We start from the raw sequence: 26,628 nt of genomic DNA, 5'->3' as shown, positions 1-26,628 counted from the left end.
TCCCGTTTCGGCGCAGGCAGCCGTTCACCGCATTTTCCGCAGAATCCGCTCCACAACGCTCTGTACATCCATTTTATACTTTTTCAGCAGTTCTTCCCTGCTGCCATGTACCACATATTCATCCGGCACTGAAATCTCCAGATGGGGAACCGCATATCCTTCTTCTGCCATCCAGGCTCCGATCCGCTGTCCCAGACTGCCGTTTTTTACATTCTCCTCCATTGTAACGACCAGCCGGTGGCTTGGCAAGAGTTCTTTTAACAAATCCCGGTCAAACGGCTTGGCAAATCTCATATTCACGAGGGAGGATGCAATTCCATGTTTCTTTAATTCAGCATGAACCTCCTCTGCCTCCGGCACCATGGTTCCCAGGGCGAGAAGCAGTACCCCTGATTCCCGGCGCAGGGCCTCTGCCCTGCCCAGACAGACAGGCTCGGTAAACTCTGCAAAACCGGTATAGACGCCTCCCCTGGGATAGCGCAGAGCAAAAGGCCCATCGTACGCCATTCCAAAATCCATCATTGCCCGCATCTCCCACTCGTTCTTAGGAGCGGCCACCACCATATTGGGAATGCTGGATAAATAGGACAGGTCAAATACTCCCTGATGGGTTTCTCCGTCATTCCCTACGATACCCGCCCGGTCAACGGCAAAAAACACCGGCAGATTGTTCAGGCAGACATCATGTACCAGCTGGTCATATGCCCTCTGCAAAAATGTGGAGTAGACAGCGGCAACCGGTTTTATTCCCCTTGCCGCCATTCCGGCCGCGAATGTAACCGCATGTTCCTCCGCGATCCCCACGTCGAAACACCGGCCCGGAAATTGCTTCTGGAATGGAAGCAGTCCTGTCCCCCCCGGCATGGCCGCTGTGACAGCCACAATCCGCTCATCCTGCTGTGCCAGTTCTATCAAATGCTCGGAAAAGACCTTCGTATAGGACCTCTCCTTTTTTCTGTTCTTTAATTTTCCCGTATCCTTATCGAACGCGGCAATGCCGTGAAACTTAGAGGGGTTGCGCTCCGCGTAAGGGTAGCCTTTTCCCTTCTGGGTCACCACATGCACGATCACCGGCTCCTTTAACTTCATAGCGCCTTCCAGCGCTTCTGTCATCTGTCTGATATCGTGGCCGTTAATCGGGCCGATATAGGTCAGCCCCATATCCTCAAACAGCACTCCCGAAAGCACCATTTTCTTTATGAAATCCTTAGACTTTCGCACATATCCGGTAAGCTTCGTACCGATACGCGGTATCCGGTTCAGAGTATTTTCCACATTTTCCTTCAGGTTCTGATAACCGGTGTTGGTACGGATACGCCCCAGATAATTGGACATACCCCCTACATTTTCAGAGATGGACATGTTGTTGTCATTTAAAACAATTACAAAACCGCAGTCCTGTCTGGCCGCGTTATTCAACGCCTCATATGCCATTCCCCCGGAAAGGGCGCCGTCACCGATCACGGCCACAATTCTTTCATCCGTGCCGGTCAGCTCCCTTGCGGCCACCATTCCCAGGGCAGCGGAAATAGAGGTAGAGCTGTGACCCGTATCAAATGCGTCGCAGTCGCTCTCCCTCATCTTTGGAAATCCGCTCATACCGCCAAACTGACGGAGATGATCGAACTCTTCTTTTCTGCCTGTCAATATTTTGTGTACATAGGCCTGATGGCCTACATCCCAGATCAGCTTATCCGCCGGAAAATCCATACACAGATGCAGCGCCATCGTCAGTTCCACAACTCCCAGGTTGGAGGCCAGATGTCCCCCCGTCCGGCTCACCTTTTCCACCAGAAATTCCCTGATCTGTGCGGCAAGTATGTCGTACTCCTCCGGTTTCAGCTTTTTGATATCATTGGGTCCTTCTATTTTATCCAGTATGCGAGACATGATTCCTCCTGTGCGCCCTCCGTTTTTTCTCCTCAAAAGGGGTCTTTCCCCGGACTATTTTCTCCGGTCAATCAGGAATCGGATCAGCTGCTCCAAAAATTCATTTTCTTCGTGCCGCCGTTCCAGCTCCATCAGCTTATTCAGAGCTTCCATAGAATACTGTTCTACCAAAGCTCCCGCCCTCCTGGTCCCTTCCAGGGTCACATACGTAGTCTTATGATTCTTCTCATCACTGTAGATCGGCTTCCCCAGCTCTTCCTGGGAGCCGGTCACATCCAGGATATCGTCCTGTATCTGAAACGCCAGCCCCACCTTTCCGGCAATCTCCTCCACAATATGAAGATCATCTTGATCCGTTCCCGCCATAACCGCCCCTGCCATCATGGAAGCTTCAATCAGCGCACTGGTTTTAAGCCGGTAGATAAAAGTAAGCTTGTCCTCCGTTAAATCTTCTCCCTCCGACTGTACATCCACAACCTGGCCGCCGATCATACCGTAAATTCCGGCCTTCTTCGCCAAAATTCCGGCTGCCGCCGCTGCCCTATTCCGGTCGGAAGCCTTAAGGATACCTTCGATCACTGTTTCAAACGCAAAGTTGAGCAGGGCATCTCCCGCAAGGATTCCCATTGCCTCCCCATATACCGCATGGGTTGTTTTCTTGCCCCTGCGGTACTCGTCATTATCCATGGCAGGAAGGTCATCGTGAACCAGAGAGTAGGTATGGATCATCTCAACCGCTGCCATAAACGGCTTCAGTTCATCCTCCCGCTCTCCCCCCAGGGTCCGGTAGGTTTCCAGCATCAGGACGGGCCGCAGCCGCTTCCCGCCTGCCATAAGACTGTATTCCATCGCCTCGCCGATCTGGCTCTGGTACGATAAATCTTCCGGTATATAAGTTCGGAGAAGATCATTTACCTTCTCGGTCCGTCTCTCAAGTTCTCTCTTAAAATCCATTGTTTCCTCCAGGCCGGCGCTTTTACGCCAAAGGTCCGTCGTCCTCTTCCTCCGGCTCGCTCAATATAATAATCTGTTTTTCTATTTTATCTATTGAATCATTGCACGATTTCAATAGTTTTATTCCGTCTTTATAGCGCCGGAAGGATTCCTCCAGGCTCAGTTCTCCGCATTCCAGATCCGATATGACCGTCTCCAGTTCACTGAAGTAATCATCAAATTTCTTTGCTTTTGCCATCAGTCCGGCCTCCCTTTTTCGATTTTATCTGCTGTGACATGTATGGTGCCATCCATCAGCCTGATCCGCAATTTTTCACCGGAGCTCACCTGCTCCGCTCTCTTAACCCCTCTGCCGTCCCGGTCTTCCACATAGGCATACCCGCCCTCTAATTTACGCAGAGGTGAAACACTGTTAAGCCTGCTGGCTGCCAGAGAAAGCTGATGCTTCTTGTCTGTAAGGATACGTTCTATCCTGTCTGTCAGCCGCTCTTCCAACTCCATCAGCCGCTGTCTCCTGCCGTTCAGCTGCTGCATCGGCCCCGCATGATTCAGCCTCATGCGGTACTGGTCCAGTCTGTGCAGGATATCGTGTATATCGCAGACCGCCAGCTCCGCCGCGGCGGATGGAGTGGGTGCCCGCAGATCCGCCACATAGTCGGCAATTGTGGTATCCGTCTCGTGGCCGACCGCAGAAATCACCGGTGTATGACAACGGTAAATCGCTCTTGCCACCGCTTCCTCATTAAAAGCCCACAGTTCCTCAATCGAGCCGCCGCCTCTCCCTACTATAATGATATCCAGATTCATGGCATCCAGCCGTCTGATACCTTTAATAATAGAAGAAACAGCTCCCTCCCCCTGCACAAGTGCCGGGCACAGGACCAGCTGCACGTAGGGATTGCGCCTACCCGCAATATGAATAATATCCTGGATCGCCGCCCCCGTGCTGGCTGTTACGATTCCAATTCTGGCCGCATAAAAGGGTATCTCTTTCTTGTGCAGCGGAGAAAACAGCCCTTCCTCCTCCAGCTCTTTTTTCAGCTGCTCAAACTTTAGATAAAGGGAGCCGGTACCATCCGGAATAATTTCTCTGGCATAGAGCTGATAGCGGCCCGACTGCTCATACACCCCTATATTACCCAGTACAATCACTTTATCGCCGTCCTTCATGCGGTAGGACAGGCCCTTTCTGCTTCCCGCAAACATCACACAGGCCAGGGCTGCGCCGGCGTCTTTCAGCGTAAAATAAATATGACCGGATGTATGATACTTGCAGTTGGAAACTTCCCCCTTTATGTAAATATGATTTAAAACATAGTCCGACTGCAGAACATCCTTTATATAGGCATTGATCTGCGACACGGAATATACCTGCTGCATCCAAATTCCCCCTCATCGGCATCCGGGCATTCATCTTAACAAAATGTTACATCCCGCCGGATGATTTTCTTCTATAAGCACAAAAAGGCCAAAACAGCGGCCTCCGGGCCGCTCAAGACAAATACCGGCCCGCACTGCGTGCCGGCCCATGCCGCACAAACCGCCCGCAAAAGCCGCTGAATCTCTTTATTTTTGTTTTTCATCCTTTTCGTCCGTAAACTTTCTGGCTACCTTTGCCAGAATACCGTTGACAAAAGCAGGAGACTGATCTCCGCCGAACTTCTTCGCCAGTTCAACCGCCTCGTTAATGGCTACCTTAACCGGTACCGAATCGTCATAGATCATTTCATAGGTGGCAAGGCGCACGATCGTCAGATCAATCTTGCTCATCCGCTCCAGCCTCCAGCCGACGGAAACTCCATCAATCATCGGATCAATCTCAGAGAGTTTCCCCGTAATTTTCAGCAGTTTCTCCTCCAGCTCCGTTTCCTGGAGCTCATTTAAGTCATCCGCCGTATCCCAGTATCCGAAATAAAGCTCCACTTCCTTCTTCAGCTCTTCCTCCGAATGAAAATTCTGAATAAACAGCATCCGGAATACGTGCTCTCTGGCTTCTCTTCTAGTCATCTTAATTACCTTTCACACTTTCCCTTTTCTCTTCTGCCATTCCTGCCGGCCTGTCTCTCTCCGTCACAGCAAACGTTAACACTTATTGCAGCAAACGCTAATGCTTATTGTACCATCTTATCAGAAACGAAAGACCCTTCAATAGAAACTGACAACTATTCAAGGGTCCCGGATTCGTTCTATTTTTGATTTTCAAGCTGCACTCCGGCTATATGAATATTAACCTCCGTCACCTTAAGACCGGTCATATTCTCAATCGCCGTATTCACTTTCTCCTGCACCTGCCTGCAGACATCCGGAATACTGTAACCGTACGCCATATTCATGGACAGATCCACCAGCACGCCCTCATCGCTGATCTCAACCTTCACACCCTTGGACAGGTTCTTCATCCCCAGCTTGCTGATCAGATCCCTGGTGGCATTCCCTGCCATCGCGGCAACTCCTTCAACTTCCATCGCTGCCAGTCCGGCGATGATCGCTACAACCTCATCTGCAATCCGTATCTCTCCATACTGTCCATCTTCATGTATATTGTAATTCGTATTGGTCTCTTCTTTATTCAATTCAGGATACCTCCTAGCCTTTCGTGCCTGACGGCAAAATACCTGCGCATTCAGTTTCAACGTAAGTTTATTATAACAAAATTTGAAACATTTGCAACCAATAATTAGCCCGGAGGAAATGGAATGCAGCCGGCAAAGCCCGGCAAGCCCCAACGGTTCCTGACATCGTCCCTGCAGAGCCTATGATATTTCCAAGCTCAGACCTCTGCCGGGTCCACAGGTGTAATAACAATATCCTCAGCAGTCAGATCCGTCTTACGTTTTACCATATCCATAATCTGCGCTGCTTCCTCCAGAGACAGTTCCTTGGCCGCAACCATTACATCTGCTTTTCCCTCCACAATGCTGACCACCACATCGGTATAACCGTTTGCGGCCAGAAGTGTCTCCGCCGCGTTTTCTTTTTCGGAAATTGCAGTCAGCTCCACCATGGATGCAATTGCTTCATTTTTCTGCTCTTCTGTAATATTCCCATTATCAATGATTTCTAAAAGTGACTCTTTATTTTTTGCTCTGGTCTGTTCTCTGTCCAGCTTCACCGATGCGAATACGCCCGATGATGATGTATTTGCGTTTACCAGCAACGCCTCCCCCGGCGCTGTCTCGTCTGTACCCAGATCATTGGCAGTCAGATCCAGCAGCCCTTCTCCTCCGGTTTCTATTACGTCATTTGCAGCTTCATTTTGTCTTCTTGCCGTTTCCAGATAACCTGCAATTACAACCATGATAACAAGAGCCGTAATAATAATCTGATTTTTCTTTAACAGCTTCTTCATGATTACCTCCTATCCGTTTTTCTTTTTCATTACTTTAATTTTATGTGCAGGTACATTAAATAATGCCTCCGCTGCTTCAACAATCTGAGTAACCGTTACCGGATCGCCTCCTCCCTGGGCAATCACCACAATCCCCTGTATTTCCGGCTGAATCGTCTTAACCACATAGGGTCCTTCGGAGAGCACGGTCGCCTCCTCCCTGGAAATACTGGAACTGACCCGGCTGCCGCCTCCGGAATCCTGTTCGGTCACCGTTTCCTCCGAGTACGGTTCATCCTTTAGTACCACCTGTTCCTCCGAGGACTTGAGCGTAATCATCACATCCACCTCTCCGATTCCCTGTACCTGACCCAGCACCTCCTCAAACTTCTTCTCCATCTTCTCCCCGTAACTGGAAAAACTGTCCTGTGTTCCGGTCTGCACCGCCGGCATCTTATCCTCTTCCTCCTTATCCTTAGAAAACAGGCCCGGCATGGAAAGCAGGATCAGGGCCACACCGCAGAGAAGAATAATAGCCAGCTTCCCCGGTCCGATTTCCTTAATAAGCTTTCCCTTCTCCTTCAGCTTCTCAAAAACCTGTTCCGACTTCTCCTTCATTTTCATAGAACTCCATCCTTTCCTTACCTTCTTTCCTCAACCCGGCGCAGCATATGTCCTCATTCCCTGCCAGAAATCAATTCTTCAGACGTATCTGTTCCTCTCCGATCCCATAGGTCTTATGAAGCACCTTCCGGGCCTGAACGAACGCTTCATTTCCTTCCTCATCTCCCTCTGTCTTTGTAAGCTTATCCTCCCCGATCTCAATCGTCTCCACCCGGATCGCCGGAACCATGGTATCCGTTCCCGCATCCTCAAAATCCACCAGAACCTCCCTTATCTCCCCGTAATCCTTCTCATCCCGGCTCACCGTCACCGACACATTTCCCACGGCGCAGCCCTCCTCCGTAAGCTTTGCCTTCATCTGGTCACTCAGCGTCTGCTCATACTCCCTGGCAGCCATCCCCTTGCTCTTCTCCTCCGCAGCAGCAAACTCCGCCGTCAAATCCCTGGACTCCGATACAAACTCATACTTCTCAAGAGCAAGATCAAACTGATCCGCTTTCCCCATAAAAGATAGAACCGGAGTCACCGCCACCACAATCAAAACCAGCCCGGCAAACAGCTCCACATACTTCCGGTACTCACTGTTTCCCACCAGCTGCAAAAGCACCGTCATCAGAACCATAAAAAAAATAATATTCTTCATACCCACCTCCGCAGCACCAGCACCCTCACTTCAAAAAACTCTCCATTTTTCACTCACACGCAGTGTGACTTTCACCTGCGGCTTCGCCGAAGCTTTCACTCCCCACATCCCCTCATCTTACTCCGTTCTTCATTATTCATTCTTCACTCTTCCTTGTCCTTCTTCCCTCTTCATTGGTCTATTTAATTCCCGTCGCATTGGTTATCATGGCTATGGTAATCACAAAGAGCGCCGCTCCCATGATCATCGTAGAAAAGAGCAATTTCAGAGCCGTTTCCGATCCACTCATACACCGCGTCATCCTCCTGTCGGAAATCGGCTGCGTGACAGCATTGGTAAACGCACAGATCAAAGTCAGGATACCCATCTTCACAACCGGAACCAGAACCAGGAAAATAATAAAGAACAGGCCCACCATGCCAATGGTATTTTTAAGCAGTATTCCTGCTCCCAGCACAGTCTCGGCTACCGAGGCAATGCCGCTGCCTACCCCTGGAATAAAGGAGGTCACTTTCAAAAGAGCGGACTTCTTTACATATTCCGCCACCGGGACCAGCATGCCCTGAATCACGTGATAGCCGATCACTGCCGCAAACATGGTCTTCTGGAGCCAGCTGATCGCGGTGCGGATGAGATCAATAAATTTGGAAAGCCTGTCCTGACCGGAAAGGTTATTTGCCAGCACCAGCCCGAACAGTACCTGAATCATGGGAATAATCACATGCAGCAGCACCAGCTCCACCGCACCGATGATCAGAAGGGTTGACTCATAAAAAAAAGCCGAAGTTACTGCTCCGTTGGCAAAGGACATTGCTATAAAATAAGTAGGAATCAGCACCTTCATAAAATTCAGAAGGTTGGCGAGGGCATTGGTCACAATTCCGCTTGCAATGGCGAACATGCCTGCGAGCAGGGAAAAAATAAGCAGATAGGAAATATAAAAACTCATCTCCGATACCTGGTTTTTATCAAATACAGTCGAAAAATTGGAAAATACCGCTGCCAGAATCGTCACGGAAAGGAGCTGTACCAGAATCGTCCGTCGGACCTTCCACTCGGAGCGCACCGAGCCTCTCAATTCTTCCAGCAGATCCATGAAGGACAGTTTTTTCTCGCCGGAAATGATTTGGCCCACATATTCTTTAAAGTCAAATTCATTATTCTTTCCCAGAATATCATCTACAACATTCTGGATCGGCCCGTAGTCAACATCATCATAGGCTTCTGTGCTGCCATTCTCATTTGCCTGTGCCGTTGCGGACGGTACAAGGCAGAGCAATACAAGCAGCAGGAGCCAGATCCATATTCGTTTCATGTTCTGAACCTGTGCCTTTCTCTTCTTATATACCCCTGCCATACCTCAGACCTGCCTGTGGTATTGCACCAATACGTAGGTTTGAAACTGCTTTGTTTCAAACTTCATCCTTCTCTGTCTGAAAGAGCAGGATAACAGGGCAGTCCGGAAGTGTTTCACGGAAGGATTCCGTCTATTACTTCCAGAAGGGATAATAAAATCGGCATTCCCATAACCAGAATGGTGAGCTTACCGGCCAGTTCAATCTGGCTGGCCACAGCCTGATAACCCGCATCCTTGCACAGTGCGGAGCCCAGCTGTGAAATATAGGTGATGCCGATCATTTTTAGTAAAATAGGAAGATAAGAAGACTGGATGGACAGATAGGAGCGTATTTTATCAATATCGGCAAGAATATCCTCCAGTTTTACCAGCCCCAGCGCAGCTATCATCAGACAGGCGGCCAGGCTTACGTAGGTTCCATATTCTGGTTTCAGGTTTTTTAACGGGATAGCCAGGAAAATTGCTACCATTCCGATCAGTACAATTTTTACCATGGCTAAAGAGCGAACAGGCGCTTGATGGAATCAAAGAGATCCGCTATGTAAGGTATCAGCCAGAGCAGAACCAGTACCAGGCCTGCAAGACTTGTCAGAAACGCCTGTTCCTCCCTTCCTGAATGTTTTAATACCTGTCCCAGAACTGAAACCAGAATACCCACCGCCGCTATTCGGAAAATCAAATTAATCGTCACAAAGTCCACATACCTTTCTGTCAGATTTTATTACAGGATGCCGGCCGGCGGCTGTACCTAGATAAAGAGGATGACGATAAACAGCCCGCCCATGATCCCAAGCAGCCGGCACAGCCTGGTCTTTTCCTTTAACTGGTCCGCCAGCTCCGTTATTTCCCGGTCAAGCCCTGCCAGGTACAGATCAATGAATTGAATCTGCATTCCCTTATCCAGGTAACCGAAGTTTCCGCCCAGCTGAAGCAGACTTTTTAGATCCCCCTCGGAGAGCCCCCGGCCCCGGAAGTGTTTTTTCAGCACCTGCGTCCATATGGATTCAAAGGAAAGTCCCTCATCGGAGGCTAGTTCCGTACCCAATTCGGCAAAAAAGGCCTGCCAGACTCCCTCCGACCGCTCTGAAAGTTCGGAAAATGCCTCCGGCAGAGGGACACCGGCAAAGCCGATATTATTTTTAAGCATCAGAAAATATTTCCTGCTCTCCCGAAGAAGGGAAAGCCGTGCCGTCATACGATGGCCATACCAGAATCCCAGGCCGGTGGAAGCGGCCAGGGTCAGAACTATTCCCAGCAATTTTATTCCCATACCAAACCCTCTCCGTCATAGATTTCTTTTACCCGAAATCCTGGTTCCAGCACCACATACCGTTCAAAGAGTCTCTCCCGGAGCAGTTCCCGGAGCACAGGCCGCTTCTTTATATCCTCAATGGATGTTCCGTGCACGGTGGAGAGGATGGAACAGCCGCAGTACATGGCATATTTCAGAGAGTGAATTTCTTCCGGCAGACCCACCTCATCCGCGGCAATCACCCTGGGCGCCATCGACCGGATCAGCATAATCATTCCCTCCGCCTTGGGACAGCAGTCCAGCACATCCGTGCGTATTCCCACATCATTCTGCGGAACCCCCAGATAACAGGCAGCCAGCTCTGACCGTTCATCCACCAGACCGACAGTCTGCCCGTGAAAATAAGGTGTTCCATCGGATATCTGTCTCACCAGATCCCGGAGCAGGGTGGTCTTTCCGCAGCCCGGCGGAGAAATAATCATCGTGTGGCAGAGCCTGTCCTTTTCAATCAGCCGGGGCAGGATCTTATCCGCACAGCCTTTCCTCTCATGGGCAACCCGGATATTTAAAAAGGAAATATATTTCATATTCCGGATGGACTTATCCGATAAAGTGACCTTTCCGGCCACCCCTACCCGGTGCCCTCCCTGAATCGTGAGAAAGCCCTGCCTGGTCTCCTCCTCAAACGCATATAGAGAGTACCGGCTTAAAATCTCCATTGTCTCTTTTAACTGGCGGTCCGTGAGGAAATATTCTTCCCCGGTTCTATTCGTAAGTCCTTTTCTGGAAATGAAATATTCTCTATTGTCATACCTTGCCAGAAAAGGCTGGTTTACCCTGAGACGGATCTCCTGCAGCAGGGCAAAATCCATCTGGCAGTGTTCCAGAAGCTCCCGCAGTTCTTTCGGAAAAATCCGCAGAATCGACTGCAAGTTCCTCACCTTCCTTTCTCCATCATTCGGACAAGCAACTTTGTCCTACTCCATTCATATGATTTTTCCCGGGGATTATGCCGCAAAATTTCCATAGCTCTTGCATCTTTTACGTTCCTATATTAGACTGGATAAAAAATAATAGGAACGTTTGGAGAACTTTCCTATGTAAGAACGAAAACCGGCAGATTCGCCGGTTACACAGTTTTGTGAAAGTGAGTGAAATAAATGCGATATGGATTAATCGGAGAAAAACTGGGGCACAGTTTTTCAAAAGAAATACACGAACAGCTGGCAGATTATACCTATGATCTGATTCCTCTGACCAGGGAAGAATTTCCGCAGTTTATGGAAAAGCGGGAGTTTAACGCGATCAATGTGACCATTCCCTACAAAAAAGATGTGATCCCTTATCTAGACGAACTGGACAAAAATGCAGGTGCCATCGGCGCGGTCAATACGATCGTAAACAAAGACGGCAGACTGACCGGGCACAACACGGATTATTCTGGATTTCTCTATATGATCCGGCATAATCAGGTAGAGATAGAGGGCAGGAAGGTTGTCGTTCTCGGCAATGGAGGGGCCGCCAAGGCTATTCTGGCCGTTCTTCGGGATCTGAACGCCGGAGAGATCATCATCTCAAAACCCCGTGTCAGCCCCGATACAATCACCACGGAAGAATGTTATGCAAAACATGGGGATGCACAGGTCATCGTCAATACCAGTCCGGTGGGGATGTTTCCCAATGTAGATGCATCTCCCCTGGATGTATCCCGCTTTCCCAGGTGTGAGGCGGTCCTGGACATTATTTATAACCCTCTGGAGACCCGGCTGCTGCGGCAGGGCAGAGAGCTTAGCTTAAAGACGGTCAACGGGCTGGAAATGCTGATTGCCCAGGCCAAGTATGCGGTTGAGTTCTTTCTGGACTGTAAAATAGATGAGAATGTGATCGATGATATTTATCAAAGAATGTGCAGAGAACGGGCATAATAGCCATTCTACTTATGTAGAATTACTACTATTATAGACAGCAAGCGCCGTACGCTTCGCGAACCGCCTTATTGCAAGCAGTGCAGGCCAGAGGCCGGAAGTATTCCGGTCAGTCCGGCCGTGTCCTGTTAAACAGATTTTTGAATGTTTCCAGCGCAAAAGAAGGTATCCTCCCCGCCAGAGTACAGATTCCAATCCCTCTCGGCGGGATTTCTTTTTCCAGCTTTAAGGCGAATAGTTCGCCGTTGTCCAGATATTCTCCGGCGAATTCTTCCGTCACGCAGGCCACGCCGATTCCCATCCGGGCGAATTCAACCATTAAGTCATGCGCGCCCAGCTCGATCTCCGGCTTAAGCGTTACGCCGTGATCCTGAAAGAACCGGTCTACATAACGTCTGGAATTAGCCAGGGTTTCCAGCATAACCAGATGCAGTCCCGCCACCTGGGACAGGGTTAATGTCTGATCCTTTAACAAAAAATATTTTTCAGAGGCCACAAAGCGGTCATGGATCTGCATACACTCCGATACCTCTATCTCTCCATCCTCCAGGGGCAGGTTGACAAAGGCTACATCGATCTTTCCGGCCTTTAAAAGTTCCAGTTCCTCCCCGCTGGTCCGGTTGATTACCTGGAGGGCAATCCCGGGGTATTCCTCCTGAAAAAGCTTCAGATAGGGCAAAAGAAAATGCTCGGATATCGTATCGCCCGCACCGATTGCAAGCTTTCCTTCCTGGAGCAGACGCATCCTCTCAAACTGTTCTTCTCCCGCTTCCAGCATCCCCAGAGCCGCGTTCACGTGTTCATACAGCATCCGGCCTTCCTGGGTCAGGTGCGCCCCCTTCCGGCTCCGGGCAAACAGTTTTCTCCCCAGCTCTTCCTCCAGCTGGCCGATCGCCTGGCTCACCGCCGGCTGAGAGATATAAAGGTTCCTGGCCGCCTCCGAAAAGCTTCCGGCGTAGGCCACCTCCCGGAATATCCGGTACAAATCCAAATTTTTCATCTGCGTGCTCCTTCTTCTATCCCTTATCCATAACCATTGCTTATGTTATAACCCATTAATAATAATTTTACTTATATGATATCATATATTATAATGGATTTTGGTACAAGCCCAAAGTGGGTTTTTTCGTTATAACAAAAGAGATACGGTGTGTGCCGGTTACATGAAAACCGCACACTGTCTGACGGACAGTATGTCCGCCTGAGAACGGTTTGTTCTGCCGCAGATTTTAGAAGCGGGAACAGCCGGAATGGAGGTATGATTATGTCAAGAATGACTGGAACGATTTCCATGGGTGTCCGTGCGCCAATTATCCGCGAGGGTGACGATCTTGCCGGTATTGTTGTCGATTCCGTACTGGAGGCAGCAAAATCCGAGGCTTTTTCTCTGCATGACAGAGATGTAGTCGGTATCACCGAGGCTGTGGTAGCAAGAGCTCAGGGAAACTATGCAACCGTTGACGACATCGCTCAGGATATCCGCAGCAAATTTCCAGGCGGTGAATTCGGAGTCATCTTTCCGATCATGAGCCGTAACCGTTTTGCAATCTGTCTGCGCGGCATTGCAAGAGGTGCAAAAAAGCTCCACATCATGATGAGTTATCCGTCCGATGAAGTAGGAAATCATCTGGTTGATCTGGACAAGCTGGACGAGAAGGGGGTTAATCCCTGGACCGATGTACTGGATGAGAAAAAGTACCGCGAGCTGTTCGGCAGCAATCTCCATACCTTCACAGGCATTGACTATGTCCAGTATTATAAAGACCTCTGTCTGGAAGAAGGCGCAGAAGTTGAGTTTATTTTTGCCAATGACTGCCGTGCTATTTTAAACTACACCAAAGATGTCTTAACCTGCGACATTCATTCCCGTGCCCGCTCCAAACGGCTTCTTGCCGCTGCAGGTGCAAATACGGTACTGGGACTGGACGACATCATGACTGCTTCCATCGGGAACAGCGGATACAATTCAGATTATGGTCTGCTGGGTTCCAACAAAGCTACTGAAGAAAAGGTAAAACTTTTCCCGAGAGATTGCGAAGCGTTTGTAAGAGAGGTTCAGACCAGATTATATCAGAAGACCGGAAAGCAGATTGAGGTCATGGTATACGGCGACGGCGCATTCAAGGACCCGGTAGGAAAGATTTGGGAGCTTGCCGATCCGGTTGTCTCCCCCGCGTTTACCGACGGTCTGAACGGCACGCCGAATGAAGTAAAATTAAAATATCTGGCGGACAATAACTTTGCCTCTCTTTCAGGTGAAGAGTTAAAGAGCGCCATCTCCGAATACATTGCCAATAAACCGTCAGAATCTCTGAAAGGGAAAATGGAGACACAGGGAACGACTCCCCGCCGTCTCACTGATTTATTGGGCAGTCTCTGTGATCTGACTACCGGAAGCGGTGATAAGGGTACCCCTATCGTTTTGATCCAGGGCTACTTTGATAACTTTTCCGATGAAGATTAAACCGCAGGATAATAGTTAACTATATCTGCATGATCAGAGGCAGAATTATGTCTTACTTTCGGCATAATTCTGCCTCTTTTTTGTCACTTTTCAGGAATGATTCCTATTTATATTGACAAGTTCAAAACCTGGCAGTATACTGAATTCAGATTAGTGTTTCCTAATCACGTACGGTGACGAAGTACAGGTGAATTACCTGACGATCTATGATTATAGTCCGGTCCGGTTTTTTACTTTTCTTCATTAGTCTATAACATTAGACTGAACAGGAAAATAATATAAGATGTATTATGTCATGCAAAGCATGACGTGCGGCTCGCAGCAAGTACGCCGAGGCGTACTTGAATTCATTAAGGAGGGGATTTTATGCAGGCGATTGCATGGGCGGCAGGGGGAACCGGATTCACATTTCTGATGACCACTCTGGGCGCCGCCGTTGTATTTTTCTTTCGCAAAAAAATGGACTTAAGGGTTCAGAGAGTATTTCTGGGTTTTGCCGCCGGGGTCATGATTGCAGCCTCGGTCTGGTCACTGCTGATCCCGGCAATTGAGGAAGCCGAAGCAGGAGGATTCGCCGGGTTCGGCTGGGTGCCTGCCGCAGGCGGTTTTATTCTGGGCATTGCTTTTCTGATGATTATGGATAATCTGCTGCCTCACCTGCATCCGGATTCGGAGCAGCCGGAGGGCAGATCTTCCAACTGGAAGCGGACCACTCTTCTGGTATTTGCCGTTACACTGCATAACATACCGGAAGGAATGGCGGTGGGGCTTTCTTTTGCCCTGGCCGCGCAGCACAATGATCCGGCGCTCTACACGACAGCTATGGCGCTTGCCATCGGTATCGGTATCCAGAACTTTCCGGAGGGAGCCGCCATCTCTCTTCCGCTCCGCCAGGAGGGACTGCACACCGGCAAGGCATTTGCCCTTGGCAGTTTATCCGGTATCGTGGAACCGATCTTCGGTATCCTGACCGTTTTAATTGCAGGCGGGATACAGCCCCTGATGCCCTGGCTTCTCTCCTTCGCAGCCGGTGCTATGCTCTATGTCGTTGTGGAAGAATTGATTCCGGAAGCTCATCTGGGCGAACATTCCCATGTAGGTACGCTGGGCGTTATGGCCGGTTTTCTGGTCATGATGGTTCTGGATGTGGCGCTGGGATAAGGATTTGGTTCATGACACTTCGCTTATTTGATTTCATCTGAATATCTTTCATCCGGGAACCGGCGGGCGTAATGTCTCACCGGTTCTTTTTCATTATTTAGGAACGTTCCCACGCCGCAACCGGACATAACATATTTTGTTATGTCCGGTTGGTAGTAATCTCACGAAGCTTAAGTATAATTAGATCATAGAAGGCAGGAAAGACGGGAAGACGTTTTTCCTATCCTGCGCATTGGAGCCTGTTTTCCTTTCAGGAAGGGCCCAAAGCGGGAAAGGGACAGGTACAGGATTGAAAAATCAGAATCTATACATTTCTCAGAATTTGGCGCTGCTTCGGCAGTATCATAAATACTCCCAGGAGGAGGTTGCCGGGCGGATCGGAGTCTCGCGCCAGGCGGTGGCAAAGTGGGAGGCCGGAGAGACCATACCCGATATCATCAACTGTGATGCCCTGGCCTCACTCTATGATGTGTCCGTGGATGATCTCATTCACTTTAACCAGACAAATGAGGCGGCGGGGATTCCACCCAAAGGCAAACACATCTTCGGCACGGTCAGGCTGGGGGAACGGGGTCAGGTAGTTCTCCCAAAGAAAGCGCGTGAAATCTTTCATCTGAAAACCGGTGATCTGCTTATGGTTCTTGGTGACGAGAATCCGGAGACGCGAGGCCTTGCCCTCGTATCCGCGGAGGATTTCCTAGGTGTGGTGGAAATCCTCCGGGGCGCGGTTATGCCGCCGGAAGAAAAGACACCGGAATAGAACAGGCCGTAGTTCAACGAACCGTCAGAATTGGAGGCAAACATGGTAGATCTGCTTACTGTAAATAATTTATCCAAATCCTATCCCGGCTTTCATCTCAGGGATGTTTCTTTTTCCCTGGCCCCCGGCCGTATCATGGGGCTGATCGGCAAAAACGGCGCAGGCAAAAGCACCACGCTCAAATCAATCTTAAACATGGTTCACCCTGACAGCGGGCAGGTACGGATGCTGGGGGAGGATTTCTTCCTGTCTGAAAAGGCTTGCAAACAGCAGACCGGCGTGGTATTCGGCGGAATTGATTTCTACCCGCTGAAAAAGCTTTCCGCCATCACCGCCGTTACCCGCAAGTTTTACGATCAATGGGATCAGTCCCTCTATGAAGAGTATCTCCGCCGGTTTGCACTGGACGAGAATAAGAAAATAAAAGAGCTTTCCAGCGGTATGAAGGTAAAATATCTGCTGGCGCTGGCTCTCTCCCACCATGCCAGGCTGCTGATTCTGGACGAGCCTACCAGCGGCCTTGATCCGGTTTCACGGGACGAACTGCTGCATATCTTTAAGAGAATTACAGCGGACGGCAGACGGAGTATTTTATTTTCCACCCATATCACTTCGGATCTGGACCGGTGTGCGGATGATATTACTTACATACAAAATGGAAGGCTCCTGGCCAGCGCCGGCCGCGAGACATTTCTCCGTTTCTTTGACCATCTGAGGACAAGCGCCGATTCGGCACCGCTCACGCTGGAAGAAATCATGCTGCGGACAGAAAGGAGTGGCTATGATGAAACTGCTTTATAAGGAACTCTCCCTTGCGGCCCACCCCACCCTCTTTATTTTTACCATGATGGGAGTACTGGTCCTGGTACCTTCCTACCCTTATTCTGTTATATTTCTGTTTGGCTGCCTGGCCCCCTATATTACATTTGTCAATGCCAGGGAGAACAACGACGTCTGGTATACAGCCATTCTTCCGGTAAAAAAGAGGGAGACCGTCATGGCGAAATGCCTGCTGATTCTCACCTCTCAGCTGGGACAGCTTTTGATCACGATTCCCTTTGCCTTTCTCAGAGGGTATCTGAAACTACCAAACAATACGGTGGGAATGGATGCAAACGCGGCCTGGTTCGGCTTTGGGCTGATTCTGTTTACTCTGTTTGATCTGGTCTTTTTCCCGGCTTACTACCAGTCCGGCTATAAGGCCGGCAGGTCATTTCTGCTGGCCATGCTCCCGGTTGTCCCGCTTATGATTGTGATCGAAAGTATAGTCCATTTTCCGGGAATGTCCTGGCTGGATTCCGTCAGTGCCGCGGCTCTGCCGAAACAGTTTCCTATCCTTATCGCAGGCATCCTCTGCTATGCGGGAGGGATGGTTCTGGCATACCGGATTGCCGCCGGGCGCTTCGAGAAGGTAGACTTATAACTACATGAGGAAAATAATTCATCAAAAAAATAACTGGCAGATATGCCGTCCTGAATTTCAGACAGCCTTCTGCACAGTTATTTTTTGTCTTGTCTTATTTAACCGGTACCTTACCTTTCACCGCGGTCCTGCTCCGTGATACTGCCGTCTTTGGTCACGGCCAGCTCCATTCTCTTCGTTCCCGCTTTGCAGGTAAATTCATTTGCGGCAAACTCTTTCCCGTCTTTTCGTTTCGCCGTAACCTTAAACTCCACATCCTTATCGTCAGCCTCCGCTGTTTCCACTATATCGGTGGTAAGAAGTATAAAAACATCCGTGTCAAAACCGCTGCCGGCTGCCAGAACACTGCCGCCCCTGTTTGTGCATTCCCATTCCACCGAATAGATAAAGTCCGCTTCCATTTTAACATAGACTCCCCGGTCTGTACTTCCGGTGTCTTCATCCCCTGTGTCCGTATCTCCCGTATTCACATCACCGGTTATATTGTCCGGATCGGCGGCGCAGCCCGTCAGCAGGCAGCACAAAATCATGATGACAGCTGTCATTTTCTTCATTGTTTTCATTTCTCCTCATTCATTCCCCTAATTCCCCTCAGCTTAATTCTCCGGGTGCATGTTCTGCGGCAGTTCTGATCAGGACCTGCGCACTGTCTCTGTCCAGGGGGAAGACCCGGCCGTAATAAACATAATAGATCAGCATGGACCAGAAAACTTCATAGCCGCCTTTATCATATTCTTCCTCGCCGGGCCAGTACCCGGTACAGCCGTTGGTATAGCCGCCCAGATAAAAATGGCTGCTCCCCAGACGCCTGCAGGCTTTCAGGGCAAATTCGCACATGATCTCATTGGGCACGCCGCAGAAGCATCCGTCATTGAGGACAAAATACTGCAGGGTAACGGTCTCCTGCTGTTTCACGATTCCCTCGCTATGCAGCCTTTTCACTTCACGAAGCCAGTGTGTACCGTCGATTCCCGCATATTCTTTCGCCTCCGCGGCAACCGCTTCGGCCCTCTCCATATCCGGCACTGACGCGTCAAAGGACTCCTTTACGCAGTACATGCCAAGACGGGTGACCGGTCTGCACTCCAGCGTCCCGATCACCTCATCCACGCTGTGAAGAACCTCCTGTGCCATACAGAGCAGCGCCCTGTCTGTACGGATATAACGGTCCGGATCATCTGCGTCCGGCGGGTTGATTGCGGATGAAAAATACTTCGGCGCCGCATTTCCGGAGGCTCCCTGGGTCACCATAACCGGACAGCCGTACTTCTCCTGAAGCAGGCTGCGGACCTCTCCGAAATAATCCGGTGAAATCAGGAAGTTGTCCGCTTTCAGAACATTGGCGTGGGCCGTTAAGCGGAGAATAAGAAGCCGATTCCGGTCATTCTCATCCGCCGCCCTGATAATTCCTATCCGGCTGTCCATCTCATCCCGTTCTATTCTGCGATTTACCCCGATTCCGGTCCGCCCGTTTCCCCAGGCAGCCAAAACCGGCGACAGACCGGTTGCTGCCTTTCGCACCGCATCTTTGATCCGTCTGTCCGCAAATTCTCTCCAGGCATCCTCAATACTGTCATTTGGCGCAGAGTGGGTATGGGAAAAGCAAAGCATAACTTTGTCCTCACCGGTCCCAATCAACCTGCCGATATCGCCCCGAAGTTTCGTTGCATGTTCCGTGCCAAAGCCGATATGATCTATCGTGACCAGAACGCACCGCTCCTTTCCCAGCTGCCAGAGGGCAGCCTGGGCTTTCAGCGGAGCAAGTACACCTCTTGACATTTCATCTTCCCGCCCGAATCCAATCGTCCGCACCGGATAATCCGGCGTAATATCTGTTTCACAAAAGCCCAAAAGGGCTGTATTTTCACTATAGGTCTGTTTCATTTCACTCTACTCCTTCTCTTTTTCTTCAACAGGATGCAAAGTGACCTGAGGCAGATTCCTTTACTCCATGCACTTCTGCCTCATATCACATTGCATGGAGCATCTGCAATCATCAATTTCATATCCATTTCTCCTTTTCCGGTTTGTGTTCTATTGTAAAGCGAGTAGCGGCTATGGTCAAGGGATATGCCTCTGCAATGCTCTATCCAATCTCCGAAAAGGAAAGCGCCTTCCGTAAAGACGGAAGCAGAAGGATGGCCAGAGCTCCGCCGGCCAGAGCGGTGATAAGCTGCGGGACGGAGAAAAGCCCTGACACCGCAGCAGCCTGTCCCTGGGGAAGCTCCAGGATAAGCGGAACTGCAATCTTTACTATCCCCAGATAGAGTACCAGAAATTTAGCCGCGGCTGCGGTCAGACAGGCGATAAGGCACCACGTAAATCTGCCCTGTCCTTTTTTTCTACCCAATATATACCAGATTACGATCAGGGTCAGATTACCTGCCAGAATAAAAGGAATCAGGCTCCAGAACGGTCCGATTCCCAGACATTTTGCCAGCACCGGAGACACCAGGCCAACTGCCGCTCCGGATGAAAATCCGCAGAGCATAACGGACAGTATAAGCATCATGTTCACGAAGGAACCGGTGACCAGCGTAGTGCCAAGCGGTGTTGTGACCGCCTGCAATACAATCAAAAGCGCAATAAAAACTCCTGTCCTGGTAACCCATAAAGCTGTATTTTTCATTTCTTTCTCCCTTTCTTCTCTTGTTTTTATATCCCTATTGTAGTATGGTTCAGAAAGGAGGTATGTTGCTATGGCAACCAAACGACTTAATGTACAGGAATTAGAACTTCTGGGCCGCTGTGCTCTGTTCTCCGGCATCAGCCCGGAACAGATTCCCGGTCTTCTCATTCATATCCATTCGAATCGCCGGGAATATCAAAAGGGAAGCCAGATCGTCCGGGAGGGGGAGCCCATTTCCGAGTTTGGAATTCTGCTCTCCGGCGGTGCTCACGCGGTGAAAGAGGATCTGCAGGGACGTCCTGTCCTGATTTCCCTGATAAAGCCGGGCGGTGAGATCGGGGTTCTTCTGGCTGCCAGCCGGGGACATACTAGTCCGGTGACCGTTCAGGCCGCGGAGGATTCTGCCGTTCTTGTCATCCCCTTTCATACAATGATAGCCCGCTGCAGCAGTCCTGACCATAACAAATTGCTGTTCAACTACGTCGGCATCGTGGCGGAAAAGGGGCTGTTGCTCCATGACAGGATCAGCTGCTTACTTAAACCCTCCGTCCGTGAAAAGGTAAAGACCTATCTGGCTCTTATCTCGAACGGTAAAGATAAGGTTCCCTTTGAGATTCCTCTGGACCGGGCCGGCATGGCTGATTATCTCAACGTAGACCGGAGTGCTCTCTCACGCGAGCTGTCACGGATGAAGAAAGACGGACTGATTGATTATTATAAAAACACCTTTGTTATCCTGTAAGCAAAAAGACTGAGAAGCCCTCCGTATGGTTTCTCAGTCTTTGTTGAATCACTCTGTCTTATCCCGTTCAGGCCAGTGCACTTCCCAGCGCTGCGCAGGCAGCAATCGCTGTCTCATCCGGCATCTCATTGCAGATCACGCTCTCGCAGGTTAATTCAGCACCGTTATTTTTGCAGGTTTCCTCCCAGGTGCGCATCCACTCTCCGTCACCCCATCCATACGAGCCAAACAGAGCTATTTTCTTGCCGGAAAGTTTTCCCTCACACTCCATGAACATGGGCTCAAACTCACTTTCCTCCAGCTGCTCCGCTCCCATAGACGGGCATCCGAATGCCACCGCGTCAAATTCATCCATCCGGTCAGCGCCAAATTCTGAGGCGGTAAAGACACTTACCTCCGCTCCCGCTTCCTTTGCGCCTTGTGCAACCTGATTGGCCATCTCTTCTGTATTACCTGTACCGCTCCAATAAACTACCGCTATTTTACTCATATCTCTATCTCCTTTTTTATTAAACCGCTACTGTGAGCTGCCGTATTGACCTTCCCTGGTTCCAGAGCCGTATATAAACCTCTCGGCACTTTTTAAATCGTTCAAATTGCTTTAATGCCTCGCACTCGTTGCAGTAAACCTTCCAACAACCTGTGCACTTACTGTTTTTCCCGGCGTTACGGATAAAGCCGATCACATCCCCCAGCGGATAGCCAAGGAAGATTCCGATTTCATGAGGAAAATCCTCCATCTCTCCCAGCCGGTTTTTTAGTCTGCCAAGAGCATACTCCGCCCCGTTATCCTGATATCCGTAATCTCTTAAAAATCTTGCCACGCCCGGCTTTTTTAAGTCGGCCTCAAGGCGGGATTTCCGGCACAGGTAGATCAGTTCCTTCGTCCCCTGGCGGCCCAGTTTCATCAGAAAAAGCCCTTTTCTCTTAAATTCTGTGTTCCATGCCTCTATCTGCTGTTCCAGCCTGGGTCCTGCCGTTACACAGAATAAATTGGCCGTTTTCAGCGATGCGAGGGTGGGCGAACAGTGTTCAATCAGATATTTTTCCAGCAACATGTTAGTCTCCATTCTCAGCCGACAGCCAGACGATATTCAGACAGAGTCGTATGAAGCGCACTTGCGCTGCTGGTGTGAACCCGTGCAACAGGGACGCTGTTTTTCTTTGCCTCCTGTGTTACACTGAGAACCATTTTATGAGAAACGGTACTGATAAACAGGATGAGCAAATCAGGACATCCCAGTTTCTTTTTCATCGAGCCTTTTTCTTTTGTAAATACTTTCGCTTTGCAGCCATATGCTTTGCAAATATTCTCATATTGAGCAGCCATTCGTTCATTTCCGCCTACAATTACAACACTCATTCACATCTCCTTTTCTTCCGAACTGGTATGTTGATTGGTTCCATCGGGAATATAGCCTCGAAATTGGTTAGTATATGCTAACCCCGCATGTTTAAAAAACAGCCTGATGAGCGGTTTACTCATGGCTATTAAAATCATTTCCCGCTTGGTTAGTTTTATCTAACCAAGCATATTTTACTATACAGGTCCCGTTACGTCAAGACTGCACTGTGTAAATCAGTCCGCACTTAATCTACTAATTTTCTCAACATTCCAGGCTGCAGCCGGGCACTATATTTTCTATAGAGTCAGAAAGTACCGGCTGCCGCCGTCCGGCGTCCGCACCTGCTCTGCTTTCACATGAAACACCCGCTCAATCACGCCGCTCTCATATATTTCCTCCGGTTTTCCCGACAGGCGGATCTGCCCCTTTTCCATCACGATCATCTGATCTGCGCATGTCATAGCCAGATTCAGATCGTGGAGCACCATCAGAACGGTTCTGTTCTCCCCCGCCAGCTGCCGGATCAGCTGCATCAGCTCCAGCTGGTATTCGATGTCCAGATATGTAGTAGGTTCATCCAGAAGCAGTACCCTGGTATCCTGGGCCAGGCACATAGCCAGATATACCTTCTGCCGCTCACCTCCGGAGAGGGAAGAGACTGGTTTTGAGGCAAATTCCCAGGTGCCGGTCCGCTCCATCGCCTCTCTTACTATTTTTTTATCCGTCCTGCTGTAGCGTCTGGGGTAGCCAAGATAGGGAAACCTCCCGTGGAGCACAAGGCTGTGCGCGGTTATATTGGCGCTGCCGCGCATCTGCGGCATCACCGCCGCCGACTGGGCAAATTCCCGCACGCCTATATTTCTCACATTCTTTCCGTCTAAAAGCACTTCCCCGTGTGCAGGCTCCAGAAACCGGGACACAACCTTTATCACCGTACTTTTCCCGCAGCCGTTCGGCCCGCAGAGCACCGTCACCTGTCCGTCAGGACAGGACAGAGAAAGATCCGACAGGATCATTTCCCCGCCGTAACCAGCCGTAATATGTCTTAATTCAATCATGCATCCGTCCTCCTCTCTGCCGGATTAAAAGCCACAGAAAAAACGGCCCTCCAAGCAGGGACAGCAGGATTCCTACCGGCAGTTCAAAAGGAGCAAATAAAATTCTGGCCAGAAGGTCACATACTACAACCATCAGTGCGCCTAGCAGCGCCGCCGCCGGAATCAGCCTTTTATTCTCCTCCCCCACAAAGAAACGTGCCGCATGGGGAACAATCAATCCCACAAATCCGATCAGCCCTGCGAAGCTTACCGCCGAACCTGCCAGCATAGAGGCCACACTCAGAAGCAAAAACCGGTACCGCCTGACCGGAAGCCCCAGAGATGAGGCCACCTCATCCCCCAGAGACAATAAGTCCAGCTCATAGCTTAAAAGCCAGGCCCCAGCAGCCGCAGCTAGGATAAGAATACCCGGCAGAATCAGGTCTTTTGACATAACGCCGGACAAACCGCCCACCATAAAGGCATTGGCTCCCACAAGCGCATCGGGATTGATCGTCGCTACAGTGTCGATCACCGCGCTTAAGATACCGCTGATGGCAACACCGGCCAGTACCAGTGTGATACGGGAAGCCCCGGTCTTTCTGGCCAAAAAGAACACCAGAAGGCTGGCAGCCAGCGCCCCGCCGAATGCGGCGGCCGGCACAGCTGTATGCATGGACGGAAGCAGTGCACTGCACAGAATCGCCGCAAGTCCGGCACCGGCGTTCACTCCGATCAGGTTAGGGCCGGCCAGCGGATTGGCCAGAACTCCCTGTATAATCACGCCCGAGACAGCCATAGCGGTCCCGGTCAGCAGCGCGCCCAGTGTCCTGGGAAGCCTCACGTACAGGATAATATCCCCGCTCCTTCCCCCCTGGCCAGCCAGTAAGGAGAACAGATCTCCAAGTCCTGCATCGGTGGAGCCAAAGCTTAAGCTGCACAGGACGGCAAGTGTGAGGAGCACTGTTAAAAGTATGTAAACAACACCCTTATGGCTTTGTATCCGGCTCTTTGCCATAGAGAATTTCTGCAAGCATTTCATAACTTTCTCCCCATCTCGCGTTCGGTTTGTAGTGGAACAGCTCTTTGGGAAGAACAAGATAATGCCCTTCCTTTACAGCAGTCAAGGACCCCCAGGCCGGGTTTTCCTCCATCGTGGTTCGAACCATTTCCAGCGCTTTCTCCGTATCTGATCCCATTGTTGTGACTAAAATAAAGTCGGGATCAGCCGCTATGATAGACTCCATCTGCAGATTTTCCAGCAGGGAAGCGCCGTTCTCATTTACAATATTAACCGCGCCCAGATCGTCCAGCATGGCTCCCGTAAGGCTGTCCTCCCCCTTTGCCTTCACCCCGGTAGAATAGGCGCGCATATAGAGTACCCGTGGAGCCTCCTTCCCCTGAACCGAGGAGATTACCTCATCTATTTCAGCCTGAATCTTTGTACCGTTCTCTTTATAAAGATCCTCTCTTCCGGTGATATCTGTGCATATCTTCAGCATAGCCAGGTAGTCGTCAAAAGTATCCACCCGAAAATATGCCGCCGGGATACCCGCTGATTTTAATGTCCCGGCCAGCTTTACATGTCCTTCGGTATCGGCGGAGAGTAAGACAAAATCCGGATTCAGTCCAAGCACCGCCTCAAGATCGGGTTCCTGAAACCGTCCAAGGCGTACGGTATCCTCCGGCAGATCCAGGTTTCTCTCACTGTAGGCGTCGTCCGTCACAGCAGCGAGTGTTCCTCCGGAGAGCAGCCAGGTCTCTGCAAAGCTCCCCATCAAAGCCACGGTCCGTTCCGGCGTTTCTTTTATAACTACCTCATTTCCCAAACTGTCGGTAAAGGTATACGCAGCTGCCCCGGTACTCTCCTCCTTCGGACTGCAGCCTCCAAGCAGGATCATCCCCAGGAGCAGGCAGAGTATAACTGGCAATTTTCTGGAATTACATTTCATTTTTCTTTCTCCCTCTTCACATATCATTTTCTGACAATAATCGTAGCAAAATATCCGTTCTCATCCCCGGCTTCGTCTATACTGCCGTATACCTTTTCGCCGGGAAGACCGCAGTTGACCACCATACCGGCCTGTTCATTCAGCCCCATATGCGAAAGCATCTCCCTTACTTCCGGAAGTTTCCTCCCCGCCTTCATCAGCACATGCGTTCCCGCAAGCCGCAGTGTCTCCTCCGGATTCCCGTATCCCACCGGTATAATGTGAACCGGCTTATCCTTCCTGGTCAGGCTTATTTTGAGAGCGGCCGCCGCCGCGCAAAAGCTTGTGACACCCGGAATCATTTCAATCGGATACCCCTCCGCTTCCACATATTCCGCCAGATATCCATAGGTAGAATAGACCGATACATCCCCAAGAGTGAGCATGGCTACATCCTGCCCCTCTCTCAGATAAGCCAGCACCGCCTCAGCTGCGCTTCGGTGTCCCTCCTCCGCCTTCTTTAAATCAGACGTCATCAGAAAAGGCAGAGGCAAAATAACTTTATCCGATAAGTCCACTGACGCCTTTGCAATCTCCAGCGCCGTCATATTTTCTCCCGCCGTCTTCGGCGCTGCAATTACCCTGCATCTTTTCATAACTAAAACCGCCTTGAGCGTAAGCAGTTCCGGATCTCCCGGCCCCACTCCGATACCATAAAAAGTCCCTTTTTTCATCTCTGTTTCCGCCTTTTTTATTCATTCAATATGATCCGTCCGATAAATGCCGCTCCGCAGCAGTCCACTCCCTGCACCGTGTTTCTCCAAAAAAAGAAAACCCTTTTCCTACGGAAAAGGGTATGAAAACAAAACAGCTCCTGTGCTGTCCCGATTACATCTGCCAAAGTTCCGTTGGCCGCGTAAGCTGCCCTCCTGTGAAATGGAAGGGCTATGCGAATAAGGCAGGTCTTCTGGCTCTGGCCTCTTCGTCCCAGGCAGCCTTCCCATCTTAACAGACAGTGGCATCTTGCCCTGACTCAGCCATTACAGCGGCGGTACCGCGCAGGATTTACACCTGGCTTCCCTTTTCATCCCGGAGTTTTTCTGCTCCGGGGAACCTTATCCGATTTATCTGCTGAAATCTACATTATTTTACATTCTACACG

At 50.2% G+C, this 26,628-nt stretch carries 32 protein-coding genes and 1 riboswitch; of the genes, 7 read left to right on the top strand and 25 right to left on the bottom strand.

What is annotated here, in order from left to right:
• Positions 1 to 24 precede the first annotated feature (24 nt).
• From dxs to spoIIIAA, 14 genes are all read right to left on the bottom strand, one after another.
• On the bottom strand, positions 25 to 1,890 hold the full coding sequence (dxs, locus tag ABCW47_RS03365; protein WP_343208453.1) for a 1-deoxy-D-xylulose-5-phosphate synthase: 1,866 nt from the start codon (positions 1,888 to 1,890) through the stop codon (positions 25 to 27).
• 54 nt (positions 1,891 to 1,944) lie between these two features.
• Positions 1,945 to 2,844, bottom strand: a complete 900-nt coding sequence (locus tag ABCW47_RS03360) for a polyprenyl synthetase family protein (protein ID WP_343208452.1) — start codon at positions 2,842 to 2,844, stop codon at positions 1,945 to 1,947.
• A gap of 22 nt (positions 2,845 to 2,866) precedes the next feature.
• Positions 2,867 to 3,082, bottom strand: coding sequence for an exodeoxyribonuclease VII small subunit (gene xseB / locus ABCW47_RS03355; protein WP_343208451.1), 216 nt, complete (start codon positions 3,080 to 3,082; stop codon positions 2,867 to 2,869).
• Positions 3,082 to 4,224 carry an exodeoxyribonuclease VII large subunit gene (xseA, locus tag ABCW47_RS03350; RefSeq protein ID WP_343208450.1) on the bottom strand — a complete coding sequence of 381 codons (1,143 nt, stop codon included), beginning with the start codon at positions 4,222 to 4,224 and terminating at the stop codon, positions 3,082 to 3,084. Before xseA ends, xseB begins: the two co-directional genes overlap by 1 nt.
• Before the next feature lie 186 nt (positions 4,225 to 4,410).
• Positions 4,411 to 4,851, bottom strand: coding sequence for a transcription antitermination factor NusB (gene nusB / locus ABCW47_RS03345; protein ID WP_343208449.1), 441 nt, complete (start codon positions 4,849 to 4,851; stop codon positions 4,411 to 4,413).
• Between the two features lie 179 nt (positions 4,852 to 5,030).
• Positions 5,031 to 5,417, bottom strand: a complete 387-nt coding sequence (locus ABCW47_RS03340; RefSeq protein WP_343208448.1) for an Asp23/Gls24 family envelope stress response protein — start codon at positions 5,415 to 5,417, stop codon at positions 5,031 to 5,033.
• A gap of 197 nt (positions 5,418 to 5,614) precedes the next feature.
• Positions 5,615 to 6,193 carry a SpoIIIAH-like family protein gene (locus ABCW47_RS03335; protein ID WP_343208447.1) on the bottom strand — a complete coding sequence of 193 codons (579 nt, stop codon included), beginning with the start codon at positions 6,191 to 6,193 and terminating at the stop codon, positions 5,615 to 5,617.
• Between the two features lie 9 nt (positions 6,194 to 6,202).
• Positions 6,203 to 6,796 (bottom strand): stage III sporulation protein AG, encoded by a 594-nt coding sequence (locus ABCW47_RS03330; RefSeq protein ID WP_343208446.1) that lies wholly within the window; start codon positions 6,794 to 6,796, stop codon positions 6,203 to 6,205.
• A 70-nt stretch (positions 6,797 to 6,866) separates the two neighbouring features.
• Positions 6,867 to 7,439, bottom strand: a complete 573-nt coding sequence (locus ABCW47_RS03325; protein WP_343208445.1) for a stage III sporulation protein AF — start codon at positions 7,437 to 7,439, stop codon at positions 6,867 to 6,869.
• Positions 7,440 to 7,617: 178 nt separating this feature from the next.
• Entirely contained in the window at positions 7,618 to 8,796 is a 1,179-nt protein-coding gene (locus ABCW47_RS03320; RefSeq protein WP_343208444.1) for a stage III sporulation protein AE, read from the bottom strand.
• Positions 8,797 to 8,909: 113 nt separating this feature from the next.
• Positions 8,910 to 9,290 carry a SpoIIIAC/SpoIIIAD family protein gene (locus ABCW47_RS03315; protein ID WP_343208443.1) on the bottom strand — a complete coding sequence of 127 codons (381 nt, stop codon included), beginning with the start codon at positions 9,288 to 9,290 and terminating at the stop codon, positions 8,910 to 8,912.
• A gap of 2 nt (positions 9,291 to 9,292) precedes the next feature.
• Entirely contained in the window at positions 9,293 to 9,487 is a 195-nt protein-coding gene (gene spoIIIAC, locus ABCW47_RS03310) for a stage III sporulation protein AC (RefSeq protein WP_343208442.1), read from the bottom strand.
• A 57-nt stretch (positions 9,488 to 9,544) separates the two neighbouring features.
• On the bottom strand, positions 9,545 to 10,066 hold the full coding sequence (locus ABCW47_RS03305) for a stage III sporulation protein AB (RefSeq protein ID WP_343208441.1): 522 nt from the start codon (positions 10,064 to 10,066) through the stop codon (positions 9,545 to 9,547).
• A complete protein-coding gene (spoIIIAA, locus tag ABCW47_RS03300; protein WP_343208440.1) occupies positions 10,057 to 10,989 on the bottom strand; it encodes a stage III sporulation protein AA in 933 nt (310 codons plus the stop codon). The genes ABCW47_RS03305 and spoIIIAA overlap by 10 nt, the downstream gene beginning before the upstream one ends.
• A gap of 219 nt (positions 10,990 to 11,208) precedes the next feature.
• On the opposite strand from spoIIIAA, the gene ABCW47_RS03295 reads away from it, so the two are divergent.
• On the top strand, positions 11,209 to 11,973 hold the full coding sequence (locus ABCW47_RS03295; protein WP_343208439.1) for a shikimate dehydrogenase family protein: 765 nt from the start codon (positions 11,209 to 11,211) through the stop codon (positions 11,971 to 11,973).
• 109 nt (positions 11,974 to 12,082) lie between these two features.
• On the opposite strand, the gene ABCW47_RS03290 is transcribed toward ABCW47_RS03295, so the two are convergent.
• Complete coding sequence (locus ABCW47_RS03290; protein WP_343208438.1) at positions 12,083 to 12,973, bottom strand: LysR family transcriptional regulator; 891 nt, start codon at positions 12,971 to 12,973, stop codon at positions 12,083 to 12,085.
• 264 nt (positions 12,974 to 13,237) lie between these two features.
• On the opposite strand from ABCW47_RS03290, the gene ABCW47_RS03285 reads away from it, so the two are divergent.
• From ABCW47_RS03285 to ABCW47_RS03265, 5 genes are all read left to right on the top strand, one after another.
• Positions 13,238 to 14,437, top strand: a complete 1,200-nt coding sequence (locus ABCW47_RS03285) for a coenzyme F420-0:L-glutamate ligase (RefSeq protein ID WP_343208437.1) — start codon at positions 13,238 to 13,240, stop codon at positions 14,435 to 14,437.
• Between the two features lie 366 nt (positions 14,438 to 14,803).
• Positions 14,804 to 15,598: a ZIP family metal transporter gene (locus ABCW47_RS03280; RefSeq protein ID WP_343208436.1), complete on the top strand. Its 795-nt coding sequence runs from the start codon at positions 14,804 to 14,806 to the stop codon at positions 15,596 to 15,598.
• Positions 15,599 to 15,887: 289 nt separating this feature from the next.
• Entirely contained in the window at positions 15,888 to 16,358 is a 471-nt protein-coding gene (locus tag ABCW47_RS03275; protein WP_343208435.1) for a helix-turn-helix domain-containing protein, read from the top strand.
• Between the two features lie 42 nt (positions 16,359 to 16,400).
• Entirely contained in the window at positions 16,401 to 17,159 is a 759-nt protein-coding gene (locus ABCW47_RS03270; protein ID WP_343208434.1) for an ABC transporter ATP-binding protein, read from the top strand.
• Positions 17,140 to 17,781, top strand: a complete 642-nt coding sequence (locus tag ABCW47_RS03265; protein WP_343208433.1) for an ABC-2 transporter permease — start codon at positions 17,140 to 17,142, stop codon at positions 17,779 to 17,781. Before ABCW47_RS03270 ends, ABCW47_RS03265 begins: the two co-directional genes overlap by 20 nt.
• 110 nt (positions 17,782 to 17,891) lie before the next feature.
• Here ABCW47_RS03265 and ABCW47_RS03260 read toward each other — a convergent pair whose 3' ends face one another.
• From ABCW47_RS03260 to ABCW47_RS03250, 3 genes are all read right to left on the bottom strand, one after another.
• A complete protein-coding gene (locus tag ABCW47_RS03260) occupies positions 17,892 to 18,335 on the bottom strand; it encodes a hypothetical protein (RefSeq protein ID WP_343208432.1) in 444 nt (147 codons plus the stop codon).
• Positions 18,336 to 18,372: 37 nt separating this feature from the next.
• Positions 18,373 to 19,665, bottom strand: a complete 1,293-nt coding sequence (locus ABCW47_RS03255; RefSeq protein WP_343208431.1) for a hypothetical protein — start codon at positions 19,663 to 19,665, stop codon at positions 18,373 to 18,375.
• A 202-nt stretch (positions 19,666 to 19,867) separates the two neighbouring features.
• On the bottom strand, positions 19,868 to 20,410 hold the full coding sequence (locus ABCW47_RS03250) for an ECF transporter S component (protein WP_343208430.1): 543 nt from the start codon (positions 20,408 to 20,410) through the stop codon (positions 19,868 to 19,870).
• A gap of 70 nt (positions 20,411 to 20,480) precedes the next feature.
• Between ABCW47_RS03250 and ABCW47_RS03245 the strand changes: the two genes are divergently transcribed.
• Positions 20,481 to 21,152: a Crp/Fnr family transcriptional regulator gene (locus tag ABCW47_RS03245; protein ID WP_343208429.1), complete on the top strand. Its 672-nt coding sequence runs from the start codon at positions 20,481 to 20,483 to the stop codon at positions 21,150 to 21,152.
• Positions 21,153 to 21,219: 67 nt separating this feature from the next.
• Here ABCW47_RS03245 and ABCW47_RS03240 read toward each other — a convergent pair whose 3' ends face one another.
• The 7 genes from ABCW47_RS03240 to cobI all read right to left on the bottom strand — a co-directional run bounded on the left by ABCW47_RS03240 (position 21,220) and on the right by cobI (position 26,200).
• The gene (locus tag ABCW47_RS03240) at positions 21,220 to 21,642 is read right to left on the bottom strand and encodes a flavodoxin (RefSeq protein WP_343208428.1); all 423 of its coding nucleotides are present in this window, start codon (positions 21,640 to 21,642) and stop codon (positions 21,220 to 21,222) included.
• Between the two features lie 19 nt (positions 21,643 to 21,661).
• Positions 21,662 to 22,210: a DUF3793 family protein gene (locus tag ABCW47_RS03235; RefSeq protein ID WP_343208427.1), complete on the bottom strand. Its 549-nt coding sequence runs from the start codon at positions 22,208 to 22,210 to the stop codon at positions 21,662 to 21,664.
• A gap of 14 nt (positions 22,211 to 22,224) precedes the next feature.
• Positions 22,225 to 22,515 (bottom strand): DUF2325 domain-containing protein, encoded by a 291-nt coding sequence (locus ABCW47_RS03230; protein ID WP_343208426.1) that lies wholly within the window; start codon positions 22,513 to 22,515, stop codon positions 22,225 to 22,227.
• Between the two features lie 279 nt (positions 22,516 to 22,794).
• The gene (locus ABCW47_RS03225; RefSeq protein ID WP_343208425.1) at positions 22,795 to 23,556 is read right to left on the bottom strand and encodes an ABC transporter ATP-binding protein; all 762 of its coding nucleotides are present in this window, start codon (positions 23,554 to 23,556) and stop codon (positions 22,795 to 22,797) included.
• Entirely contained in the window at positions 23,549 to 24,577 is a 1,029-nt protein-coding gene (locus tag ABCW47_RS03220; protein ID WP_343208424.1) for a FecCD family ABC transporter permease, read from the bottom strand. The genes ABCW47_RS03225 and ABCW47_RS03220 overlap by 8 nt, the downstream gene beginning before the upstream one ends.
• The gene (locus ABCW47_RS03215) at positions 24,525 to 25,487 is read right to left on the bottom strand and encodes an ABC transporter substrate-binding protein (RefSeq protein ID WP_343208423.1); all 963 of its coding nucleotides are present in this window, start codon (positions 25,485 to 25,487) and stop codon (positions 24,525 to 24,527) included. Before ABCW47_RS03215 ends, ABCW47_RS03220 begins: the two co-directional genes overlap by 53 nt.
• A 23-nt stretch (positions 25,488 to 25,510) precedes the next feature.
• A complete protein-coding gene (cobI, locus tag ABCW47_RS03210; protein ID WP_343208422.1) occupies positions 25,511 to 26,200 on the bottom strand; it encodes a precorrin-2 C(20)-methyltransferase in 690 nt (229 codons plus the stop codon).
• A 206-nt stretch (positions 26,201 to 26,406) separates the two neighbouring features.
• A riboswitch (cobalamin riboswitch) is annotated at positions 26,407 to 26,599 on the bottom strand.
• Between the last annotated feature and the right edge of the window lie 29 nt (positions 26,600 to 26,628).

This window comes from Anaerolentibacter hominis (assembly GCF_032380675.1).
In the GTDB taxonomy this organism is placed as follows: Bacteria; Bacillota; Clostridia; order Lachnospirales; family Lachnospiraceae; genus Anaerolentibacter; species Anaerolentibacter hominis.
Note: the sequence above shows the minus strand (reverse complement) of the source record. Positions and strands in the feature narration are given on the sequence as shown.

What these genes read in the sequence shown, in the direction of transcription:
- ABCW47_RS03295 (WP_343208439.1), top strand. Translation starts at nt 11,209, where the DNA reads ATGCGATATGGATTAATCGGAGAAAAACTGGGGCACAGTTTTTCAAAA.
- ABCW47_RS03270 (WP_343208434.1), top strand. Translation starts at nt 16,401, where the DNA reads ATGGTAGATCTGCTTACTGTAAATAATTTATCCAAATCCTATCCCGGC.
- ABCW47_RS03220 (WP_343208424.1), bottom strand. Translation starts at nt 24,577, where the DNA reads ATGAAATGCTTGCAGAAATTCTCTATGGCAAAGAGCCGGATACAAAGC.
- ABCW47_RS03245 (WP_343208429.1), top strand. Translation starts at nt 20,481, where the DNA reads ATGGCAACCAAACGACTTAATGTACAGGAATTAGAACTTCTGGGCCGC.
- ABCW47_RS03260 (WP_343208432.1), bottom strand. Translation starts at nt 18,335, where the DNA reads ATGAAGAAAATGACAGCTGTCATCATGATTTTGTGCTGCCTGCTGACG.
- xseB (WP_343208451.1), bottom strand. Translation starts at nt 3,082, where the DNA reads ATGGCAAAAGCAAAGAAATTTGATGATTACTTCAGTGAACTGGAGACG.
- xseA (WP_343208450.1), bottom strand. Translation starts at nt 4,224, where the DNA reads ATGCAGCAGGTATATTCCGTGTCGCAGATCAATGCCTATATAAAGGAT.
- ABCW47_RS03330 (WP_343208446.1), bottom strand. Translation starts at nt 6,796, where the DNA reads ATGAAAATGAAGGAGAAGTCGGAACAGGTTTTTGAGAAGCTGAAGGAG.
- nusB (WP_343208449.1), bottom strand. Translation starts at nt 4,851, where the DNA reads ATGACTAGAAGAGAAGCCAGAGAGCACGTATTCCGGATGCTGTTTATT.
- ABCW47_RS03265 (WP_343208433.1), top strand. Translation starts at nt 17,140, where the DNA reads ATGATGAAACTGCTTTATAAGGAACTCTCCCTTGCGGCCCACCCCACC.
- ABCW47_RS03360 (WP_343208452.1), bottom strand. Translation starts at nt 2,844, where the DNA reads ATGGATTTTAAGAGAGAACTTGAGAGACGGACCGAGAAGGTAAATGAT.
- ABCW47_RS03285 (WP_343208437.1), top strand. Translation starts at nt 13,238, where the DNA reads ATGTCAAGAATGACTGGAACGATTTCCATGGGTGTCCGTGCGCCAATT.
- ABCW47_RS03305 (WP_343208441.1), bottom strand. Translation starts at nt 10,066, where the DNA reads ATGGGAATAAAATTGCTGGGAATAGTTCTGACCCTGGCCGCTTCCACC.
- ABCW47_RS03320 (WP_343208444.1), bottom strand. Translation starts at nt 8,796, where the DNA reads ATGGCAGGGGTATATAAGAAGAGAAAGGCACAGGTTCAGAACATGAAA.
- ABCW47_RS03250 (WP_343208430.1), bottom strand. Translation starts at nt 20,410, where the DNA reads ATGAAAAATACAGCTTTATGGGTTACCAGGACAGGAGTTTTTATTGCG.
- ABCW47_RS03215 (WP_343208423.1), bottom strand. Translation starts at nt 25,487, where the DNA reads ATGAAATGTAATTCCAGAAAATTGCCAGTTATACTCTGCCTGCTCCTG.
- ABCW47_RS03290 (WP_343208438.1), bottom strand. Translation starts at nt 12,973, where the DNA reads ATGAAAAATTTGGATTTGTACCGGATATTCCGGGAGGTGGCCTACGCC.
- ABCW47_RS03315 (WP_343208443.1), bottom strand. Translation starts at nt 9,290, where the DNA reads ATGGTAAAAATTGTACTGATCGGAATGGTAGCAATTTTCCTGGCTATC.
- ABCW47_RS03325 (WP_343208445.1), bottom strand. Translation starts at nt 7,439, where the DNA reads ATGAAGAATATTATTTTTTTTATGGTTCTGATGACGGTGCTTTTGCAG.
- dxs (WP_343208453.1), bottom strand. Translation starts at nt 1,890, where the DNA reads ATGTCTCGCATACTGGATAAAATAGAAGGACCCAATGATATCAAAAAG.
- ABCW47_RS03235 (WP_343208427.1), bottom strand. Translation starts at nt 22,210, where the DNA reads ATGTTGCTGGAAAAATATCTGATTGAACACTGTTCGCCCACCCTCGCA.
- ABCW47_RS03280 (WP_343208436.1), top strand. Translation starts at nt 14,804, where the DNA reads ATGCAGGCGATTGCATGGGCGGCAGGGGGAACCGGATTCACATTTCTG.
- ABCW47_RS03240 (WP_343208428.1), bottom strand. Translation starts at nt 21,642, where the DNA reads ATGAGTAAAATAGCGGTAGTTTATTGGAGCGGTACAGGTAATACAGAA.
- cobI (WP_343208422.1), bottom strand. Translation starts at nt 26,200, where the DNA reads ATGAAAAAAGGGACTTTTTATGGTATCGGAGTGGGGCCGGGAGATCCG.
- ABCW47_RS03335 (WP_343208447.1), bottom strand. Translation starts at nt 6,193, where the DNA reads ATGAAGAAGCTGTTAAAGAAAAATCAGATTATTATTACGGCTCTTGTT.
- ABCW47_RS03225 (WP_343208425.1), bottom strand. Translation starts at nt 23,556, where the DNA reads ATGATTGAATTAAGACATATTACGGCTGGTTACGGCGGGGAAATGATC.
- ABCW47_RS03230 (WP_343208426.1), bottom strand. Translation starts at nt 22,515, where the DNA reads ATGAGTGTTGTAATTGTAGGCGGAAATGAACGAATGGCTGCTCAATAT.
- ABCW47_RS03255 (WP_343208431.1), bottom strand. Translation starts at nt 19,665, where the DNA reads ATGAAACAGACCTATAGTGAAAATACAGCCCTTTTGGGCTTTTGTGAA.